The 19,798-nt window shown below is 55.9% G+C and carries 16 protein-coding genes and 1 pseudogene; 5 read left to right on the forward strand and 12 right to left on the reverse strand.

Annotated elements, in window-relative coordinates; translation table 11 throughout:
• Position 1 precedes the first annotated feature (1 nt).
• Positions 2–1,180 (reverse strand): HDOD domain-containing protein, encoded by a 1,179-nt coding sequence (locus AB1805_13685; GenBank protein MEW5746477.1) that lies wholly within the window; start codon positions 1,178–1,180, stop codon positions 2–4.
• Positions 1,181–1,274: 94 nt separating this feature from the next.
• Between AB1805_13685 and AB1805_13690 the strand changes: the two genes are divergently transcribed.
• A complete protein-coding gene (locus tag AB1805_13690; protein ID MEW5746478.1) occupies positions 1,275–2,516 on the forward strand; it encodes an HD domain-containing phosphohydrolase in 1,242 nt (413 codons plus the stop codon).
• Positions 2,517–2,762: 246 nt separating this feature from the next.
• Complete coding sequence (locus tag AB1805_13695; protein MEW5746479.1) at positions 2,763–3,287, forward strand: PRC-barrel domain-containing protein; 525 nt, start codon at positions 2,763–2,765, stop codon at positions 3,285–3,287.
• A 160-nt stretch (positions 3,288–3,447) separates the two neighbouring features.
• Here the strand turns inward: AB1805_13695 and AB1805_13700 are convergent, their stop codons facing one another.
• Positions 3,448–3,993: a hypothetical protein gene (locus tag AB1805_13700; protein MEW5746480.1), complete on the reverse strand. Its 546-nt coding sequence runs from the start codon at positions 3,991–3,993 to the stop codon at positions 3,448–3,450.
• 146 nt (positions 3,994–4,139) lie between these two features.
• Between AB1805_13700 and AB1805_13705 the strand changes: the two genes are divergently transcribed.
• The 3 genes from AB1805_13705 (at position 4,140) to AB1805_13715 (ending at position 7,822) form a co-directional block, all read left to right on the forward strand.
• Positions 4,140–4,682: a hypothetical protein gene (locus AB1805_13705; protein MEW5746481.1), complete on the forward strand. Its 543-nt coding sequence runs from the start codon at positions 4,140–4,142 to the stop codon at positions 4,680–4,682.
• Positions 4,683–5,167: 485 nt separating this feature from the next.
• Entirely contained in the window at positions 5,168–6,325 is a 1,158-nt protein-coding gene (locus AB1805_13710) for a cytochrome c3 family protein (GenBank protein MEW5746482.1), read from the forward strand.
• Positions 6,326–6,433: 108 nt separating this feature from the next.
• Positions 6,434–7,822, forward strand: coding sequence for an HD domain-containing phosphohydrolase (locus AB1805_13715; protein ID MEW5746483.1), 1,389 nt, complete (start codon positions 6,434–6,436; stop codon positions 7,820–7,822).
• Between the two features lie 24 nt (positions 7,823–7,846).
• Here the strand turns inward: AB1805_13715 and AB1805_13720 are convergent, their stop codons facing one another.
• From AB1805_13720 to prfB, 10 genes and pseudogenes are all read right to left on the reverse strand, one after another.
• The gene (locus AB1805_13720; GenBank protein MEW5746484.1) at positions 7,847–8,704 is read right to left on the reverse strand and encodes a M48 family metalloprotease; all 858 of its coding nucleotides are present in this window, start codon (positions 8,702–8,704) and stop codon (positions 7,847–7,849) included.
• The gene (locus tag AB1805_13725) at positions 8,701–9,546 is read right to left on the reverse strand and encodes a transposase (protein ID MEW5746485.1); all 846 of its coding nucleotides are present in this window, start codon (positions 9,544–9,546) and stop codon (positions 8,701–8,703) included. The genes AB1805_13720 and AB1805_13725 overlap by 4 nt, the downstream gene beginning before the upstream one ends.
• A 69-nt stretch (positions 9,547–9,615) precedes the next feature.
• A pseudogene (locus AB1805_13730) lies at positions 9,616–9,888 on the reverse strand (hypothetical protein).
• Positions 9,889–10,743: 855 nt separating this feature from the next.
• Positions 10,744–11,046, reverse strand: coding sequence for a DNA adenine methylase (locus tag AB1805_13735; protein ID MEW5746486.1), 303 nt, complete (start codon positions 11,044–11,046; stop codon positions 10,744–10,746).
• Between the two features lie 852 nt (positions 11,047–11,898).
• Complete coding sequence (locus AB1805_13740; GenBank protein ID MEW5746487.1) at positions 11,899–12,564, reverse strand: MT-A70 family methyltransferase; 666 nt, start codon at positions 12,562–12,564, stop codon at positions 11,899–11,901.
• A 2-nt stretch (positions 12,565–12,566) separates the two neighbouring features.
• Positions 12,567–13,157 carry a BglII/BstYI family type II restriction endonuclease gene (locus tag AB1805_13745; GenBank protein MEW5746488.1) on the reverse strand — a complete coding sequence of 197 codons (591 nt, stop codon included), beginning with the start codon at positions 13,155–13,157 and terminating at the stop codon, positions 12,567–12,569.
• Positions 13,158–13,259: 102 nt separating this feature from the next.
• Positions 13,260–15,671, reverse strand: coding sequence for a DNA topoisomerase (ATP-hydrolyzing) subunit B (gene gyrB / locus AB1805_13750; GenBank protein MEW5746489.1), 2,412 nt, complete (start codon positions 15,669–15,671; stop codon positions 13,260–13,262).
• 132 nt (positions 15,672–15,803) lie between these two features.
• Positions 15,804–16,913, reverse strand: coding sequence for a DNA polymerase III subunit beta (gene dnaN, locus AB1805_13755; protein ID MEW5746490.1), 1,110 nt, complete (start codon positions 16,911–16,913; stop codon positions 15,804–15,806).
• Between the two features lie 45 nt (positions 16,914–16,958).
• Complete coding sequence (dnaA, locus tag AB1805_13760) at positions 16,959–18,302, reverse strand: chromosomal replication initiator protein DnaA (GenBank protein MEW5746491.1); 1,344 nt, start codon at positions 18,300–18,302, stop codon at positions 16,959–16,961.
• Between the two features lie 373 nt (positions 18,303–18,675).
• Positions 18,676–19,798 (reverse strand): peptide chain release factor 2 gene (gene prfB, locus AB1805_13765; GenBank protein ID MEW5746492.1). Its coding sequence is split into 2 segments (ribosomal slippage): positions 18,676–19,725 and positions 19,727–19,798, totalling 1,122 coding nucleotides; the frame shifts between segments, so codons are not numbered across the junction.

Below are 19,798 nucleotides of genomic sequence, written 5' to 3' on the forward strand. Positions count from 1 at the left end.
ACTACTGCCTCAAGGCAGCAAGGGTGCACTCCAGCCGCATGCATTCCGCACGGATACGCTCTGTCTGCTTCCACGGTCCCGCCAGCCTGTCCAGGCGCTCTCGCAGCCCTTCTGCAAACTCCAGGATCGTCGCCATCCCTGCGGCCAGCTCTTCCGCCACCATCTCGAGCTTCTGTTTGGTGGTATAGCTCCCCTCTCCGGGTGACGCTCTCTCTCTGCCGCGCACCGCCTTTCCGGCAGCGTAGTGCTGCCAGCATTCCGCTGCCTTATGAAGCGCTGCCAAGGCGTGCCGCGCCTTATCGAGGACCGCGGCGAGGTCCTTCTCCCTGCTCGCAACCACTTTGAGGGTCATGGACACGTCTTCCACCTCATCGAAGGCGACCGAGAGGATCTTCGCCAGCACGTCGCTCTCGATGCCGTAGAGACTCTTTGCTGCATAGAACGGGACATGCCAGCTTACAGCCTTGTCGTTTATAATGCTCGAAAAGCTCCGCGCCACATCGCAGACCAGGGCGAGCGGGGGGACCTCGGACTCCCGGATGTTTACATGATAGGAGCGCTGGCATGCCACGATGTGCTCGGGAAAGCGCCAGTACCGGAGCGCCGCTTCTCCTATCTCCCGGTGGTCGATGCCGAACTCCTTCCGCTCCCAGGCGATGAGGTCTTCGAGGGGGCAGGGTTTGATGCCCCGGATGCCGCTCCTTCCCTTGATGAAGAGGTCGATGAATACCAGGAACCCTATCTCGAGCGTCAATGCCGAGATAAAGGCCTCGTCGGGATTGCAGGTGTGGAGCCGGGCTGCGAGCGACTTCGCGATGACCGCCCGGTAGAGCGCCCCCCGCCAGAACTCCTCGTAATCGACGGGCCCGGCCTTGGCCAGGGGGAAGGTCTCCCGCAGCGAGAGCGAGAGCGCCATGATCCTGAGCTGGTTGACCCCGATCCGCTGGATCGCCTGGGCTATCGTGCTCACCTGCACGCCGTTCCTCATGAAGGCCGAGTTCGCGAGCTGAACCACGCGCACTGCCAGCGAGGGGTCTTCCTCTATCAGGACGGACAGCTCCCCTACCGAGCAGGCCTCGCTCGTCGCGAGCTCCATAAGCCGGACGACGACCGGGGAGAGCGCGGGCAGTGCGTAGCCGTTCCGTATCTTCAGAAGGAGTTCTTCTTTTGGCAGTTGCAACACAGCAAAGACGTTATCGGCGGGCGCCCGGAAAGCTTGAGCCCGTCTCAAGCCGGAGCAGGGAATCTCCGATAGATGAGGGGAGGAGCGGTATATGGTAAAGATATACCATATAGACGATGAGGCCGAACGTTATATCCCCATAACGCTCGACGAGCTCGTGCCGGGCACGCAGATTTCCTTCGAGATATTCTGCCATGACGGCACCATGATCAAGTCCCTCCTCGACAAGGGCGCGACCTACAGCCTCTTTGCCCAAAAGATGATCGAAAAGCAGGCGGTGGGCCGGTTCTTTATCCGGCAGGGCAGCGCCCTCAACCTGAACGAGTACATGCACAACGCCGCCAAGCTGAAACGGATGCTCCTCGATCCGCACTTCTTCGAGTCGCGGTATCGCGAGTTCAGGGATAAGTGGTTCGTTGTGGACAAGCAGGTGCTCAACTCCGGGATACCCTTCGATATCCGGCTCGGCGGCCTGCGCTTCCCGGTATTCGGCGAGATACCGTTCAGTGTCGACAACAATGCCACCTACCGCCACCTGCTCGACCTGAACTCGGATATCGCCGTCCGCAAACAGGACGTGGACGCCTACTACACTTACCTGGACACCATCCTGGATGCGGAATGGATCGAGGACCCGCTGCTGAAGCTCAGGGCGCGGCGTGAAAAGCTCAACGTATGGTGCTACCGGGTGCTCGAGGAGGCCTCCGGTGACGGCATCAGGCAGGATACACTGCTGAAGCTCTATAAACATATCAGCATCGTTCTGAAGCTGCTGATCAATGACTTCAGCTATGCGGGCAATTTCCTCTTCTTCGACGTGTCCGACGTCTTCCTCCCTCTTCATTCGGTGAATGTCTGCCTCCTCTCGATGATCGTCGGGCATATGATGAACAGGGAGGAGAGCGCCCTCTTCAACCTGGGGATAGCGGCGGTGCTCCATGATGTGGGCCGCGTGGCGATCAACGATGAGGGAGGCGAGGATGCCCCGAGCGGAGCAGCACGGGAGCTCTTCAAATCCCACGTCGTCAAAGGCCACGAGATCCTCGCGCCGTGCAGCGACGTGCCCAGGGCGGCGAAAGTCGTTGCGCTCACCCACCATGAGCACGTGGACGGCAGCGGCTATGTCTATGGGCTCACGGGGGAGAGGATACACCCGTTCTCGAAGATCGTGGGTGTAGTCGACACCTTCGAAAACCGCCTTGTAACCGACTTCAGGCATGCCTCCCTGAAGCGCGCGGAAATCATAGAAATGATGGCGAGGAACGGAGGGAGATTCGACCCCGATGTCCTCGCTGCCTTCATCCGCTTCATGGCCGGGGTTGCGCTGCTGTAACGCCCCGCCGCAGCCCTCCCTGCGCCCACGCTCTCCTGCTCGTGATTGCAAATGAGCCCGTTTGCTGCTACTCTTTAAAGAGAAAGATCGTACGGCCTTCGCGCTCACGCTAACCCTTAATCAATCACCATGCATTCAATGGCAGCTCGCGTGTTCCCGTTTCGCATGTCGCACTTCGGAAGTGGCCCGATGCATACCGCATCGGCGTACGATTACCGCCGTGGGTGGGCTCGAAAAAGGGGGATTATGATGAAGAGAAGCATCCTCGTCGTTTTGTTTGCAGTATGTTTGGTAGCCTCTTCAACAGCGTTTGCCACCGGCCAGAGCGGAATGGCGGACCAGTCGGGTAGCGCAGGCGCTACGAGAGGCGCAGAAGACCAATCGGCAGGCGCCGATGCCACGAGAGGCGCGCAGGCCGGCAAGGCCGGCAAGGTCGTCAAGGCGGACGACCTGGCGGGCAAGAAGGTCCAGGACAGAAACCGCGCCGAAATCGGAGAGATCAAGAGCGTCGCCATCGACACCTCGACCGGCACCGCCTATGCGCTGATCTCGATGAACGACAAGCTGCACCCTGTTCCGGTAAGCGCCCTGACAAGAGTGCAGGACAACTACTCGTTGAACATCGACAAAAACAGGCTCGCGCAAGCGCCGACGGTCACTGAAGACAACATGCAGCAGCAGCTCGCCCAGAGCAGCTTCAGCATGCAGGTGCATCAGTTCTTCGGCATCGCTCCCCCCACGGGCGGCGGCAGCCAGAGACAGCAGCGATAGCTGTCGGCGTGCAGACCGGGAGCAGCGAGCGGCATTGAGGAGCGGGCAGAGTCTGCTCTGCTCGAACTTAAGAACAACGCGAGAGCCCACCCACCGGTAATCACTGTCTTCTAGTAACAGGCGCAGGAGGGGGCAGGCCGCGCCCCCATACGAGAATACGCTACACCTCTTTCGGCTGGTCGAGATGGGCCTCCCGGATCACGCGGAATCTTCCGGTAGCGAGGTCCACGTCGTAGATATTGAAGTTCGTCCGCATGTCGATCCCTTCGTGGTGCACCGCGAAGTTGATCGCCACCGAGCCCTCGGCAAAGCTCCGGACTCTATGAAAGACCGCGCGGGGCCAGCAGAGCATCGCCGCGCCCTCGTAAGCGACCGTGCCGCCTTTCCTGATGAATTCCGGGCCGACCTCGAAGCTCTCGATCTTCCCGTGCCTCTTGGTAAAGAGCTCGACATGCCGCACTCCGTGGGTCACGAGCAGATTGTCTTCCTGGTGGGTATGCATGTACCAGGGCCGCTCCACCTCGCCGACCGCTCCCGGCGACGTCGCATTGCTCACATGGACCACGCGGTCGATCGCATCGATGCTCCTGAACGCCCTGGTGGGCACATTGTCGAAGAAGACGCCCGGCGTGCGCCGGAAGACGTTGAGCGGAATGATTTTATAGAGCCCGGGGACCTCTTCGATAATCCTGGCATCGTTCAGCACAGCGATAACCTCCGGCAGAATAGGATCTCAATTGCATTATATCACCTGTGCGTCCGTCCCCGCAGAGATGAGCGTACTCTGGAAACGCGCTATAGTTAAAATGTGTCTGTGAAATACGGACCGGATCAAAAACAAGGGAGTCTTCCATGGTAAAGAACATGACAGCAGGGGAGCTCTTCTCCTCGAACCAGGGCGCCGTCAGGCTCGTCGGCGCGGAAATAGCGAAGAGCTATCGCGGCGATCTGTACGCGATGAACGATACGGCAGTGATCGAGATATGCAGTGCGGAGGGATGTATTCTCGAGAGCCACCCGGTCGTCAGGGGATCAAAGCTCTTCATCGATCACGACCTCAGCGTCGATAAAGGACAGAGGCTGGCGCAGTGGTACCCCTTCATCCCCGTCTTTTCCGAAGCCCGGGGGAGGGTCGCCTACGGCGATATCATCGACGGCGAGACGGTCGTGGTGGACAGGGATAAACTCCCCGAGGTCGAGCACCGGATGGTAATCTCGGTCCGGAATGCCCGGCCACGGATAGAAATAAGAGATGCCCGTGGAGAGACCGTAACGCTCGCGGAGAGCCGCCCCGCACGATACCCCCTCCCCGTCGGCGCCTTTCTCATCGCCGAAAACGGAGAGCACGTCCGGCCCGGCGACCTGCTGGCGCTCCTCCCGCGTTCCGCGGGATAATTGCCGGGGGGCTTTACGAAGGGGCGGATGCTTCGCCCATGGATAGTCTCGCCGCATCACTCTCCATTCTCTCCTCGATCATCACTCCGGCGGTGCTGCTATCGGCCTGCGCGCTCCTGCGGTACCGCTTATCCGGGCGCCTGTTGAAAAGAGTTTTTCGACGTGTTTTCACTCACCGCTGAGTACTTTCACGCACTGTTCTCCGCTCTTCAAGTCATCCTTCCACAAAATATTCAAGCAAGCGATCATTTTCACGATAATTCGTATACAGCACATTTTCCCCTCGGTATTACAAGAGCTTGTATTCTGGCAACGCTTTTTGGAGAGCTCTCTGCCCCTCGGACGGCTGCCGCAGCGCACACAATCGGGTGCAGCCGGCTGTTGGTATGATTATTGATTTATATAGGTATATATGGTGCAATAAGGAACAACTTTCCGTATAATAAAAAGGCCTTTCAAACCCTTTCAGAAGAAAGGAGTGTGTAATGAGAAGACAATCTCGGAGACTCGGAACCGCTCTGCTCGGTATTTTTCCGTCGGCGCTCTTCGTCCTCCTGCTTCTCAACGTACCGCTCTCGACCTCGGCAAAGGTGACCGGCCCCTGCTCCAACTGCCACACCATGCACAACAGTCAGGGCGGAAGCCCGATGGCCACCTACGGCGCTGACGGCAAGCCGTGGAAGGCGACGAATCCCGCCACTGCATTCCCCGCCTTGACACGAGGAACCTGCCTGGGGTGTCACGGCATAGGCACGTCCATGATCGTCACCATCGGCGGCAGCGAGATTCCCCAGGTGTACCACACCGACGCCTCCGGAGACCTCGCCGGCGGCAACTTCGCTTACCTGCTCGGGACCAAGGGAGGCGGCGCTTCCGACACCAAAGGGCACAACGTCGTCGACCTCGGAAGCGCCTACAAGGAAGATCTGCTCACGACGCCTCCCGGAATGTACCATGATCACGGCGTCAGGAATACCAATCTCACCTGCAGCGGCGACAATGGCTGCCATGGATGGCGCGGGAGCTGGTCCAGCATCAGCAGTATCAAAGGCGCCCACCATGCAAACGTGAACGGCAAGCTCGACGTTGCCGACCAGGTACACAACAGCTACCGCTTTCTGATGAATGTCAAAGGCTTCGAAAACAACGGCACGTACAAATGGCAGAACAAGGACGCAACCAACCATAACGAATACTTCGGCGCCTCGACCCCTCTGAACCCTGCAAACGGCTGCGGCATGTGCCACGGCAGCTACTGGAACGGATACGTATCCATCACCTACACCCGTCCGCAGAATTTCACCATCAGCGGCTTCTGCGCCACCTGCCACGGAAATTTCCACACGCTCGATCAGATCGGCGGGGACAACGTCTCGCCGTTTACGCGCCATCCGACCGATGTGCTCATGTCGGCTGCCGACGAGTATGCCGCCTACAACACGTATAACGTGCAGACGCCGGTAGCGCGGGCAACAGTCCCCGCTGCCATAAGCAGCACCGTCCCTGCGGGGGAGAGGGTCGTCATGTGCCTCTCCTGCCATGCAGCCCATGCTACCGATTATCCGGATATGCTCAGATGGAACTGGAGTACAATGGTAAGCACCAGGAGCGGCGGCTGCTATAACTGCCACACGGAGAAGTGAGGTCCCGGTGTCCCGCCGCCGGGCACTGATAAAGAACGATCTCCGCGTGCCGATAACGAATGAGCGGGTGTTTCGCGCCGGCTCATAACGAAGGGCTGCTGGAACGAGATGGGGCTTCTCAGGAATACTATCGTCCATTATACCGTCATCACTTTTGTCGTGATGCTTTTCTCGTCCGTCAGCCTCGGCGTCGTCCTCTCACGCCAGGTTACCGATTACCTCATACAGACCCATATCGACATTTTTCCCCATGTAATCAGATCATTAGCCGATGAGCATCCGGAGGTAATTTCCTTCCTGAATGCTCCTCCGGGCTCAGCGGTTCCCGAGAGCGTCAAAATCTTTTTCGATGAGATCCTCTCTTTCGGAGCAGTATTCAGGATAAAGGTCTGGGGGAAGGACGGCACGATTCTGTGGTCCGATAAGGCGGAGGTCATCGGCAAGAACTTCAAGGACAACCCCCACTTCATAGAGGCAATGCAGGGTAAAACCAACTATTCCAAGGCAATGCCCGAAAAAGCGGAGAACGTGACGGAGAGGGGACACGGTATGGTGCTCGAAATCTACACTCCCCTGAAAGGCGCAGGATCATTCGAGGGCGTCGTGGAGCTTTATGAATCGGACAGCAGGCTCTACGAACAGATCAGCACGAACATCCGCTTTGTATGGCTTACCGTTTCGGGCGCTGTAACCTCTCTCTACGTGCTCCTCTTTCTGGTCTTTTACCGCTCCCATGCCGCCCAGCAGAAGATCGCCAGGCAGCTCATGCAGACGCAGGACGTCACGATCCTCGCTCTCGCTTACCAGGCCGAGCTCCGCGACATGGAAACCGGCAACCACATCGAGCGGACATCCCACTATGTCGAAATACTCGCGAGGGAATTGAGGAAAGACTCCCCTTACCGCGCCCCCCTGAGCGAAGAGTACATAAAAGACCTTGTCAGGTCAGCACCCCTCCACGATATCGGCAAGGTCGGAGTGCCCGACGCCGTACTCTGCAAGCCCGGCAGGCTCGATCCCGGGGAGTTCGAAACGGTCAAGCGGCACTGCGCATACGGCGTCATGATCCTCGAAAAGGCCGAACAGCGGCTTACCTTCCAATCGTTCCTCAAAGTCGCTCTTCAGCTCGTCATGCACCATCATGAGAAATGGAACGGACAGGGCTATCCGCACGGCCTCAAGGGAGACGAAATACCGCTTGCAGCCCGCATCATGACCCTCTCGGACGTTTATGACGCCCTGAGGTCGAAGCGGTGCTACAAGGAGGCCCTCTCGCATGAGCAGGCCGTCGAGATTATCCGCAAAGAGAGGGGGGCGCACTTCGATCCCGTTATCGTCGATGCCTTTCTCAAAAGAGAGCGTGACTTCCTCGCCGTTTCCGAGCAGTTCGCCGATACGCCTGAGCACCGGCCTGACCCCCTCATCAAAGACGCCGCGTGCAACTGCCCGGAAGACGCCCAAACAACAGGTGCTGGTTTGGTTACCGGCAAGATCTGACCCCGCCGGTACTGATCCTCCTTGTCACAACCAGATATCCAGCTTTTCCTTTATGAACTGCAGTGTATCGCGAAGAAAGGTTTTGGTCCTGCTGATGAGGCTCTGCTTATTCTCCTCGATGGATCGGGCCCTGCCTTCCAGTTGGGCCTGGAGCCGTTCGGCCCTCGCACCGGGGTCCGGGTGGCTCGAGAGGAAGGAGTGACCGCTGCCCAGGCCCGCAAGTTTCTTCAACGCCGACACCGCGTCCCCGGGCCTGTACTTTTCGCGCCGGAGAAAGGCCAGCCCGTAGTCATCCGCCTCTTTCTCTTCGAGCTGGGAGAACTGGGCGTTCATCAGGTCTTCGGCGAGCCCGCCGAGCACCGACTGCGCGATATCGCCCGCAGCATTGTTCTGGGATGCGATACCCTTGCGCACTGCGCTCGCGGCATAGGCGAGCTGCACCTTTTTCCGGATATGCTTCTTCATCACATGCCCCATCTCGTGGCCGATAACGAAGCGCACTTCTCCGTCATTCAGCATATCCATGAGACCGCTATGGATGCGGATCGTCCCGTCCGCCATCGCAAACGCGTTCGCCTCGGGGGATATATAGACAGCATAATTGAATTTCTGGTCACCGTCCTGGTAGTGCCGCCCCACCAGCCGCCGGAGCCGCTTCGCATACTCGCTGTCGGCCGGGGCGAGCCTCTGCTTTGCATCCGCATACCGCGCCGACGCTGCCGCGATCTCCACCACCTCCTTGTCGGAAAGCGTCACCGCCCTCACCGCATCGATCCCCGCGTCGGTAGCGACAGTGATATCCGTATTTTCGCAGCCGGCAAAAAGGATAAGACAAAGCAGCAACAGCGGGGTCAGGTCTTGAATCTTGAATTCGGCGATCATCTCTTTAAGACTTTGCTCACGGTCGAGTAATGCACGCTCAGATAATCAGCAATCTCTTTCTGGCTGTAACCGAATCTTTCTACTGCCTCAGCGATCTTTCTATTGCGCGCATCCTTGTTTCTTGCTGTCCGCTCTTTGAATAGTTGATCGAGATCGGGCCTATTGGGGTACCTCTGTTTTTTGGGAATCTCACATACATCGCGGTGTCCTTTCAGGCGGTCGCCGAGCCCCTTGGAGAATTCCTCGTCGCCGAGCAGCACTTGCCCGGTGAGCTGTTTCCAAACTGTCTCGTTTCCGATCCCTTCACTGACAAAGTCTCCATACTTCCGCCCGGCAGTTCTCCTGGTCTTGGCAAACTGGCCGAGTATCCATTCCGTCGTGAGCGCCGCATGGGGCTGTTCCATTCCTGCAGTTGCCCGGTAGCTGCTCCACGGCCACCGCTCCGGGCTCTTCACCGCTCCGGCCCGCACCGGATTCAATACCACATAGCGGCTCACTTCAAGAAGGTGGCTCTCTTTCTGAATGATTACCGCTTTATACCTGCCCTGAAATATATGGCCGCACCGATCGCGGCGTTTGTTGAAGGCTTGAGTATAAACTCCATTCAGCTGCCGCATTCCCTTTGAGAGGTTTCCTTCGGGGGTCTCGATGACGAGGTGATAGTGGTTGTCCATGAGGCAATAGGCATGGCAGAGCCAGTGAAAGCGTTCGTTTACTTTCTGGAGAAGGTTGAGGAAGAGGTGGCGGTCCTCTTTATCGAGGAAAACCGGCTTGCGTTCGTTGCCGCGGGTGGTGACGTGATACACTGCGCCCTCATATTCGATTCTCAAGGGTCTCGCCATGGGATTTTATACCATAAGGATTGGCGTGAATTCAAGATTCAAGACCTGACCCCATTCGTCGCTCTCATTTACTCCTACTACCGCATCGAGCCTGAGCAGCGCAATCGTTGTTGCGGGGTCATCGAGATCGACCTGTCCTCCCCGTAACTGATCAATGAGGTCCTGCGGGAGCGCGTCTGCATCGACCTTCAGGCCAATCCCTAATGCAGCATTCGGGGTCAATCCGCCACCCACACCGCCGAGATCGCGCCCTGCAATTGCCTGGTGCAGCCTCAGAGTCCCTCCCCAGAAGTCCTCATCTCCGAACGTATTGAATCGGAAGGTCTCTCTGCCTTCATCGATAAGGTCCTGGGCTCGACTCTGATTAGCCCTGTCGACAGCAGTGAGCCGTACCGTATCCGACGAACTGTTCTCTTCATCAGCAGCTATGCTTCCTGCAAAGAGTGGTAACAGCACCGCAATGATGACTATAAAGAAAAGAGTTACTGCGGAGGGGATCTTTTTCCCACTTTTCTTGCCCGCCACCCTGCAGCTGATGCCCTGCTGCTGCTTCCCATTCCCCGCTTCATCCAGATCGACTCGGATCCTCGTCATAATCAGCCTCCTTATGGTATAAATTTACGCCAAAGGCGTAGTGGTAAGCAGCTGCACTCGGCCCGGTCACAATCAGAAGAAAATGGCTGTTCGATCTCGCTTGGTGATAAAGCGTCTTTGGTGTTTAGAGCAGAATGCCGTGGTCACCTATAGGGGATACGAAGGGAGGAGAGGAAGAGATACAGGCCATACGGATCATCTACGCGGTTCACCTCCTTGAATGCCTCGAGAGAGGCCTCGACGGCGTGAAAGCACATTCGCCTATGTACTCGTTTTACTTACTTAGTATCACAAATCGTACATTCGGGCAAGTTGTTCGACTCCACGGTGAGGCCACCACCGCAGTGGGGTCACACCGCAGTGGGGTCAGGTCTTGAATCTTGAATTCGTCGACCAGCTCCCCATAATCCTACTCACTGTAGAGCGCTTCCGCGCTCTTTTTCAGGCTATTGCTATGGCTCTACAAGTCATTCAACACGATGGAGTTCCGCCCCGGCGGGTGGTGTCGCGATACACTGCCCCCTCATATTCGATTCTCAAGGGACGGGATTCTTTTATGCCCTAAGTAATAGCGAGAATTCAGGATTCAAGACCTGACCCCATTCACCATCCCCTAATCGTGTAATAGAAGTCCTCAGTGTTCTTATATGCTCGCAGGATTTTAATAAGGCCCTCAGGGTCGGTCTGCAAACTGATGTAAGTACAGATCAATTCTCTGTTTAAGTCTGAGAGAAATGCTTTTGTTGGCTTAATTGATAGGAAAATTGAGCCGCCGCCCAGAAAAGGTTCATGATAGTTTTTGAATCCATCCATAGGCAGAAACTTAGTAATATGACCTACAAGCCAGTTTTTACCACCAGCCCATCTCAAAAAAGGTTTCACTGTGCCTGTTGCTCTTATAGCCACTGTTCTCTTCGTGATACAGAACGAAATATTCCAATAAAAAAGGGCTGACCTCAAAGAGGACAGCCCCTTGCTCACCCTATGTGCAATACAGCCTTTGTATCGGTTTGCACAATTAATGAAAATTCCCCTTACGGCATTTCAATGACTTACAAGAATTTTTTGCATAAATAATGAAAAGGTTTTTGCACATAAAGTGAAAAAAAACCGAAGAATTTGCATATAAAATGAAAATTTCCGGAAGTTTTAGTTCTCCACGCAATTGTTAGCCAGGATGTCTATGATATATATGCTAATTTATATGATGCTTATTAAAGAATAGCTCGATCTTAAAAGTGATGGTTCTTATTGATGCAGCTTCCGATGTAGTTCCGTTAAAAGTGTTTCTCTTATTTTGAGTCAGTGACTAGCGCTGGGAATTGGAAGGGGAACTTTTTTTGTGGCTTTGCTTGGTTTTTTTGCTACCAGGACTGTCCTGCTTGCGATCTTGTTGAGGTTTTATCGTATTACTATTGGGACTACCCTGTTGCTGTTCTATTTGTCCTCCCTTTGATTGCGAACTCTTCCATAAGGAGTATACATGCTGAAAGCCAAGAGTCAGGAGAATTCCAACGATTGCAGACACAATTGCCCATTCCATATTGTGAGACCATGTTCCCCTGTCTGTTAGGGTTGCAGCGTGGTGCAACTCCTCATGCTTATTAGCGATTTTTAATTACTTCTTAGTGTAAGTTGAACATACTGGAAGTAGTTGTTTGAAATAACTTAAATATAACGAGGGCGATGTACTATAGTTGCTGGCTGTTACAAAAGAGCTTCCAGAAAGCTATAAATAAAATATTAAATCGTTCTCAGTTACGGAAGATACCTTCGTTTCCTCTCGAAAAGAGAGACCACTCGCTGACTATGGTTCGCATATGTTGACCATGAGGGCGTGTAATCCTCAACCTCATTTCCCCACTGATGCCAGTTTTTGCGTTTACCTCTAGCAAAAAGCTCAAGGTAAGGCCCAGGGCTGCATGCCTCGATAATTCCATAAAGCTCATCAGGCTTCCTTGAATGTTCTCGTTTTTGTGATTTTATTATGTTCACTTGGCTTCTTCCAGGAGCAAGTGTCCTTAATTTGCCCCTTATACCAAAGAGAATCATTTCTGTCGTATTACGGAAGTAAAAACCAACGCCACGGCCGTCTGGCCCGCCATCCTTACGAATTTTGTGCCAAATAATGTTTGTTTTATATTGAAAGCCCCATGCCTCCATCACTTCCATTCCCTCTCTGAGCAATGCATTAGGTACCCACAGATACAGATGACTCTCCTCAGCAACAGCCAAAGAAACCGGTACCTCCTTAATTTCTTGAAGGGTAAGCGTTGAATATCTATTTAGCCTTTTGTGTTCGGGCGCCATTTTGCCGGTACGATTAGCAAACTGCCAAGGCGGGTCCGCTAAAATAGTACTATATTTCTTTGACCCGATATATTTAATAAAATCTTCAGCTGGTTTTAACACACGCTCAGTCATATTTAGCACTCCTCATCATATAATTTCTTGCTTATCCCAAAAACGAGAATCGGACACCCGCCACCACTCCCGCCCTCTACTCTTGGTTTCAATTTTGATATATGAGTTGTTGATTGCCCATATGATGAGCCTCTACCTAAATCATTGAATAATTCTTGGAGATGATCACATCTTGTTATAATTACCCCAACACTGACCGTTCTCAACTCAAATAATAAGCGAAAATTATTCAAATCTCGATCAAAAAATGGATCCTTATTATTCCATTCAATTTCCAATGCCACTCTATTTTTGAAGCAGTCGACCTTGTGCGTGGGAGAATCCATTATATGCTCATCTACTTTTACCGATGTGGAGAATTTTTTCTCTACCCAACCACGCGCATATAAGAAATCATCTATTGCTTTTGATACAGACGACTTGCTTCCTCCCCCGACAGTAATCCAACTCTTGCAGAAACGAAACTGTTTTAATAAATCTATGATATCCTGCCATTCTGAAGGAAAATCCTGCGCCAAGATAGCGCAGGCATGCTTCCATTCATAGACTTCATAATTCTCTAAGATAAATTCAGGTAAAAGCTCTTTGCCCATTATGGCCCCCAACTATATAGAAAGCTTCAAACATACAAAAAGGGGCTGTCCTCTTTGAGGTCAGCCCCTTTTTTACCCTATGTGCAATACAACCTTTGCACTTTATATATCCAGATTCTTCACCTCAAGCGCATGCTTGGTGATGAACTCTTTCCTTGGCTCCACCTGGTCGCCCATGAGGATGGTGAACATCTCGTCGGCCTTCACCGAGTCTTCGACCGTTACCTGGAGGAAGGTCCTCTTCTCCGGGTCCATGGTCGTCTCCCAGAGCTGGGTGGGGTTCATCTCGCCCAGGCCTTTGTAGCGCTGGATGTTCAGGCCCTTTCTCGAGCTTTCAGTGGCGATGGCGAGGAGCTCGGGGAGCGACGCGGCTTCCTTGGTGTCGCCTTTGATGTCGATCTTGTACGGGGCCTGGCCGAGGGTCTGGGTGAGGTCGCGGTAGATGGCGCTGAGCTCCTTGAACTCGGGAGAGACGAGGAGCGAGACCGAGATCTTGCTCTTGTAGTTGTGCCTCCTCGTCTCGAACTCGTAGGCCTGGTGCTCTTCGTCGAAGCCGATCTCGCCGTACTTGGCCTGCGGGATCTTCTCCTTGATCTTCTTGAGCAGGCCCGCTGCGCCCTCTTTGGTCTTGAGGTCGTCCTGCGTCACGCCGAGCTGGAGCAGCAGGGAGATGAGCGCAGGGTCTTTCCGCTTCCGCTCGAACCACTGCATGAGCTTTTCGTAGCCCGAGATCTTCTTGAGATGGGGCACGAGCTTCCGTCCGCCGACCGGGCCTGCGGCGGTCTCGATCTTGATGTCCTCGGCAGCGAGATCGAAGAGCATGTTCATGAGCTCGGTCTCGTTCTGGATATACCGCTCGGTCTTGCCGCGCTTCACCCTGAAGAGCGGCGGCTGGGCGATGTAGAGGTAGCCCTTCTCGATCAGCTCGGGCATCTGGCGGTAGAAGAAGGTGAGGAGGAGCGTGCGGATGTGGGCGCCGTCAACGTCGGCGTCGGTCATGATCACGATCTTGTGGTAGCGCGCCTTGGCGGTGTCGAAGTCCTCGGGGCCGATGCCGGTGCCCAATGCGGTGATCAGGGTCTTGATCTCGTCGGAGGTGAGCATCTTGTCGAAGCGCGCCTTCTCGACATTCAGGATCTTTCCCCTGAGCGGCAGGATCGCCTGGAACCTGCGGTCCCTGCCCTGTTTAGCGGAGCCGCCTGCGGAGTCTCCCTCGACGATGTAGAGCTCGGACCCTGCAGGGTCTTTCTCTGAGCAGTCGGCGAGCTTGCCGGGCAGGCCGGTGTCTTCGAGCGCGCCCTTTCTCCGCGTGAGCTCGCGGGCTTTGCGCGCAGCCTCGCGCGCGCGGGCAGCCTGTATCGCCTTCTCGATCACCTTCTTCGCCACCGAGGGGTTCTCTTCGAAATAGGTCGAGAGCGTGTCGTTGACGATCGACTCGACGATGCCTTTCACCTCGCTGTTGCCGAGCTTCATCTTGGTCTGGCCCTCGAACTGGGGGTTCGGGAGCTTCACGCTGATGACCGCGGTGAGGCCCTCCCTGATATCGTCGCCCGAGATGCTCTGCTTGGCATCCTTGATGACGCCCGACGAGGTGGCGTAGCTGTTGGCCGTCCTCGTGAGCGCGGATTTGAAGCCGACGAGGTGGCTGCCGCCTTCGCGGGTATTGATGTTGTTGGCGAAGGTGTAGATGTTCTCGGCATAGCTGTCGTTGTACTGGAGCGCGATTTCGGCGATGATGCCGTCCTTCTCGCCCTGGATATAAATGGGCTTCGGATGGAGCGGGGTCTTGTTCCGGTTCAGGTGCTCGACGAAGGAGACGATGCCTCCCTTGTAGAGGAAGGTCTGGGTCTGGTTCGTCCTCTCGTCGGTGATGCTGATCTGGAGCCCCCGGTTCAGGAACGCCAGCTCCCTCAGCCGCTGCGCGAGCACGTCGTAATGGAACTCGGTCGTCTCGAATATTTCAGCATCGGGCTTGAAGGTAATCGTGGTGCCCCTGCCCTTGGTCTTGCCGACCACGGTGAGCGGTCCCTGCGGCTTGCCGCGATGGAACTTCTGCTGGAAGACCTGGCCCTCCTGCTTGATCTCAGCCTCGAGCCACTCCGAGAGCGCGTTCACGACCGAGACGCCGACGCCGTGGAGGCCGCCCGAGATCTTGTAGGCGCTCGACTCGAACTTGCCGCCGGCATGGAGCTCGGTCAGGACGATCTCTGCCGCTGTCCTCCCCTCGGGGTCGCCCGGATGGGGACCGGTCGGGATGCCGCGGCCGTTGTCGACGACCGTGCAGCTGCCGTCGTGGTGCAGGACCACGTCGATGGTGGTACAGTAGCCAGCCAGGGCCTCGTCCACGCTGTTGTCCACCACTTCGTAGACGAGGTGGTGGAGGCCGTCGATGCTGGTCGAGCCGATGTACATGGCCGGCCGCTTGCGCACGGCATCGAGGCCCTTGAGGATCTTTATGTCTTCGGCTCCGTAGGAGCCGTTCGTCTGCTGCTGTTCTTCTTTTACTTCTTTCATTGCGTCTCCCTTTTTCTTTGTGCTGCTTGTGCCTTACGACATCCTGTCTGCTGCCTGCCGCTTGTTTCTTATTTCTCTGTTTTCAATTCCTTGTTTTTACCGTTCACGCATTACGCATTACGCTTCACGTCCTTACAGGCGCATGGGCATTACTACGTATTTATAATCCTCCCTGCCGTCCTCCATGATGAGGGTGGGGCTCAGGGGCTCATTGAGCTTCAGCATGATCTTTTCCGAATCCATGACGCCGAGCGCATCGAGAATGTAGCGGGCGTTGAAGGCGAGCGTCAGGGGATCGCCGTTATACTCCACGCCGAATTCGTCCTTTGCCTCGCCCACGTCCGGATTGGAGGCGGAGATGCTGAGGCTGTTGTCGCCGATGTCGACCTTCACGGCGCTGCTCCGCTCCCTGCTCATGATCGAGACCCTCCTCAGCGACTTGGCGAAGGTCTGGCGGTCGAGGAGCAGGGTCTTGTCGCTGTTCGCGGGGATCACCTGCTCGTAGTTCGGGTAGGTGCCCTCGATCAGCCGGGTCAGGAACTGAATCGCATCGATGGTGAAGAGGACATGGTTCTTCCCGATCAGGAGTTTCACCGTCTTCTGTTCGTCGCTCAGGAACCGCCGGAGCTCCGAGAGCGACTTCCGGGAGAAGATGACCCGCTTCTCCTCCTTGGGTTTCGAGCCGATCGTCTTTTTCGAGAGCGCCAGGCGGTGGCCGTCGGTGCCGACGACGGTCAGGGAGCCGTCGGGCTTTATATTGAAGAGCAGGCCGTTCAGCACATAGCGCGTGTCCGACTCGCCGGCGGCATAGAGGGTCTTGTCGATCATCTCGAGGAGGAGCGCTGAGTCGAGCTCCATCTCCTCGGCAGCCCCCGACTCAGCGAGCGACGGCCAGACCGGGAACTCCTCGAAGGGCAGGCAGGCGAGACGGAAGCTGCTCTTGCCGGACTTCACCTTCAGCCACTTGGCGTCGGCAGACTCGAGCACCACCTCGTCGTCCATCTCCCTCACGATCTCGAAGAGCTTCTTTGCAGGGACGCAGACCTTGCCGTCTTCGCCGACGGTGAGGGTGATCGGCTCCTTGAAGGCGGTCTCGAGATCGGTCGCAGTGATATATGATCCCCCCTGCTCGGCGACGAGGAGAAAGTGGCTCAGGATCGGCATGGTATTCTTTTTCTCGACGATGTTCTGGATATCCGAGAGTTTCTTCTGCAACTCGGCGCGTTCTACGGTTACCTTCATCTGCTCCCTCCGTTTATCATCCCTGTAACGTCCCTAAGGGGAACGTTAAAAACCGGTAATTCTCTTCTTCAGCTGCTCTATGTTCCTGTTGAGATGCTCGTCCTTGTTCCGCCGCTCCTCGATCTGGCGGCAGGCGTAGATGACGGTCGCATGGTCCTTGCCGCCGAAGTACTTCCCGATCTCGCTCAGCGAGAGATTGGTGAGCTGCTTGGCGATGAACATGGCGACCTGGCGCGCGCTCGCGATCTCCTTGGTCCTCTTCTTCGCCTTGAGGTCCTGGAGCTTGATGCCGAAATACTCGCAGACCGCCTTCTGTATGCCCTCGACCGTGACCGGCCGCTCCTCCTCGGCGATGAGGTCCTTCAGCACCACCTTTGCCATGGCCGTGTCGATGGGCGTGTTCGTGAGCGAGGCGTGGGCGCCGAGCTTGATGAGGCAGCCCTCGAGCTCCCGGATGTTCGACTTTACCCGCGTGGCGATGAAGTAGGCGACCTCGTCGGGAATGACCATCTTCTCGGCCGCCGCCTTCTTCAAGATGATGGCGACTTTCGTCTCGACCTCGGGGGCCTGGATGTCAGCGATGAGCCCCATGCTGAAGCGCGACCTGAGGCGGTCGGTGATGTCCGCGATCTCCATGGGCGCCCGGTCGCTCGAGATCACGATCTGGCGCTGCTTCTCGTAGAGGGAGTTGAAGGTATGGAAGAACTCCTCCTGGGTCGTCGTCTTGTTAGCGATGAACTGGATATCGTCGATCAGCATCACATCCACGTTGCGGTACTTCTCCTTGAAGTCCGCCATCTTCTCGTGGCGCAGGGCGGAGATCACCTCGTTGGTGAACTGCTCGGCAGAGACGCAGCAGATCGTCTTTTCGGGAAGCTTGTCCGCTATGGCGTTGCCGATGGCGTTCATGAGATGGGTCTTGCCGAGCCCAACCCCTCCGTAGATGAAGAGGGGATTATACGCAACCCCCGGGTTTTCGGCGACCCTCCGCGAGGCGGCATGGGCGAACTGGTTCGAGGGCCCGACCACGAACGTATCGAAGGTGTAGCGGGGGTTCAGGTGGATCCCTTTGATCGCCAGTTTGTTCTTCCTGTTCTCGAGCTTGCTGTCCATCTTTTTCAGCGCCGCGTCTTCCTTCTCGACGATACGGTACTTCACCGACACCGGGTAGCCGAGGGGGCCCTCCATCGCCTCGGAGAGGAGCGAGGGATAGTAGTCCTCGACCCACTCCCTGAAAAAGCGGTTCGGGATGCCTACGGTCAGCACCCGGTCCTTGAGGCTGATGAGCCGCATCGGCTTGAACCACAATTCGAAAAGGCTTTCGCCCACGCGTTCCGAGATCTTCGACAGACTGTTATGCCAGAGCTCCTCTATGTTCACGACACTCACGACGCACGATCTCCACAAGTAACAGGCACTGCGCTTAGACCCGTTCTGAATACAATGCTATAGGGAAGAATCCCCCCCGAAGATGAACGACGCCTCATCACGTTACTAACAGAATGTTCACAATTGTTAATAACCGATGTTTTTCGGCATGCTCATTATATCTTATATGTTTATAGAAGGGCAATAAATTGTTGACCGGCCTGTGTACAAGCCGACCCGCCGGCAGGCGCCCCCCTGCCTGTCGGCAACGAGCCGCCGCTTTTTTTCTTAGAAACCTCTGAATGAAAAGTATTTTTTATACTTCCCCACATTTTCACCCCGTCTATTACTACTATCTTTAACTGCATAAAACAGAGTAGTAGAGAGCCTTCTTTCATGCCTCTTTTCCCATCCTGGCGTTAAGAATTCCTTTAATGAAAGGATCGATCCCGCCATCGAGCACCGCCTCGACATTACCGATCTCTATGCCCGTCCGGTGGTCTTTCACCAGCTGGTAGGGCTGGAGCGTGTACGACCTGATCTGGTTGCCCCAGGAGATGTCCTTCTTGTCTCCGACGATGTCTTCCATCCTCTTTTCTTTCTCTTTTATCGCGATATCGTAAAGCCTCGACCTGAGGATTTTCATGGCCCTCTCCCTGTTCCGGTGCTGGGAGCGCTCGCTCTGGCAGCTGATGATGATCCCGGTGGGGAGGTGCGTGAGCCTCACTGCCGAGGAGACCTTGTTCACATGCTGTCCGCCTGCGCCCGAGGCCCTGAAGGTATCGATCTTGAGGTCCTCTTCCCTGATCTCTATCCCTGGTCCCGGGGCGTCGTCCTTTATCTCGGGGTAGACGAGCACTGCCGAGAAGGAGGTGTGCCTCCTCTTCGCCTGGTCGAAGGGCGATATCCGCACCAGGCGGTGAATGCCCGCCTCGCCTTTGAGATAGCCGTAGGCGTACGATCCCTCAACCGAGAAGGTGGCTCCCTTGATCCCCGCCTCTTCGCCCGGCTGTGAGTCGATGACCTCGGTGGCATAGCCGTGCCGTTCAGCCCACCTGAGATACATGCGCATGAGCATCTGGGCCCAGTCCTGGCTCTCGATGCCTCCGGCGCCCGGGTGAATGGTGATGATGGCGTTGTTCTTGTCGAGCTCGCCCGAGAGGAGCATCTTGAGCTCCAGGTCCTCGAGCTCTCTCTTGAGCGCCTCGGTCTCGTTCCGGAGCTCCTCGAGAAATATATCCCCTTCCTCCTCGTTCAGGACGCTCAGGGATGACTCGAGATACTGCGCCTTGCCGAGTAGCGCTTCGACGGGTTGGAGTGATTCGAGGATGTCGGCTTTGTTTTTGTTGAGTTCTTTCAGCTTTTCAGGGGAAGACCAGACGTCCTCGGAAGAGAGCTCGGTGTCGATCTCAGCGAGCCGGTGCTGCAGCCGTTCTACATCAAAGATAACCTCTGAGCGAAAGCACCTTTTCCTTTATGCGCGCCACGTCCTCTTTCAATTCATTCTGCAACAGCAT

The sequence above is a fragment of the Nitrospirota bacterium genome (assembly GCA_040752355.1).
GTDB lineage: Bacteria > Nitrospirota > Thermodesulfovibrionia > Thermodesulfovibrionales > Dissulfurispiraceae > JBFMCP01.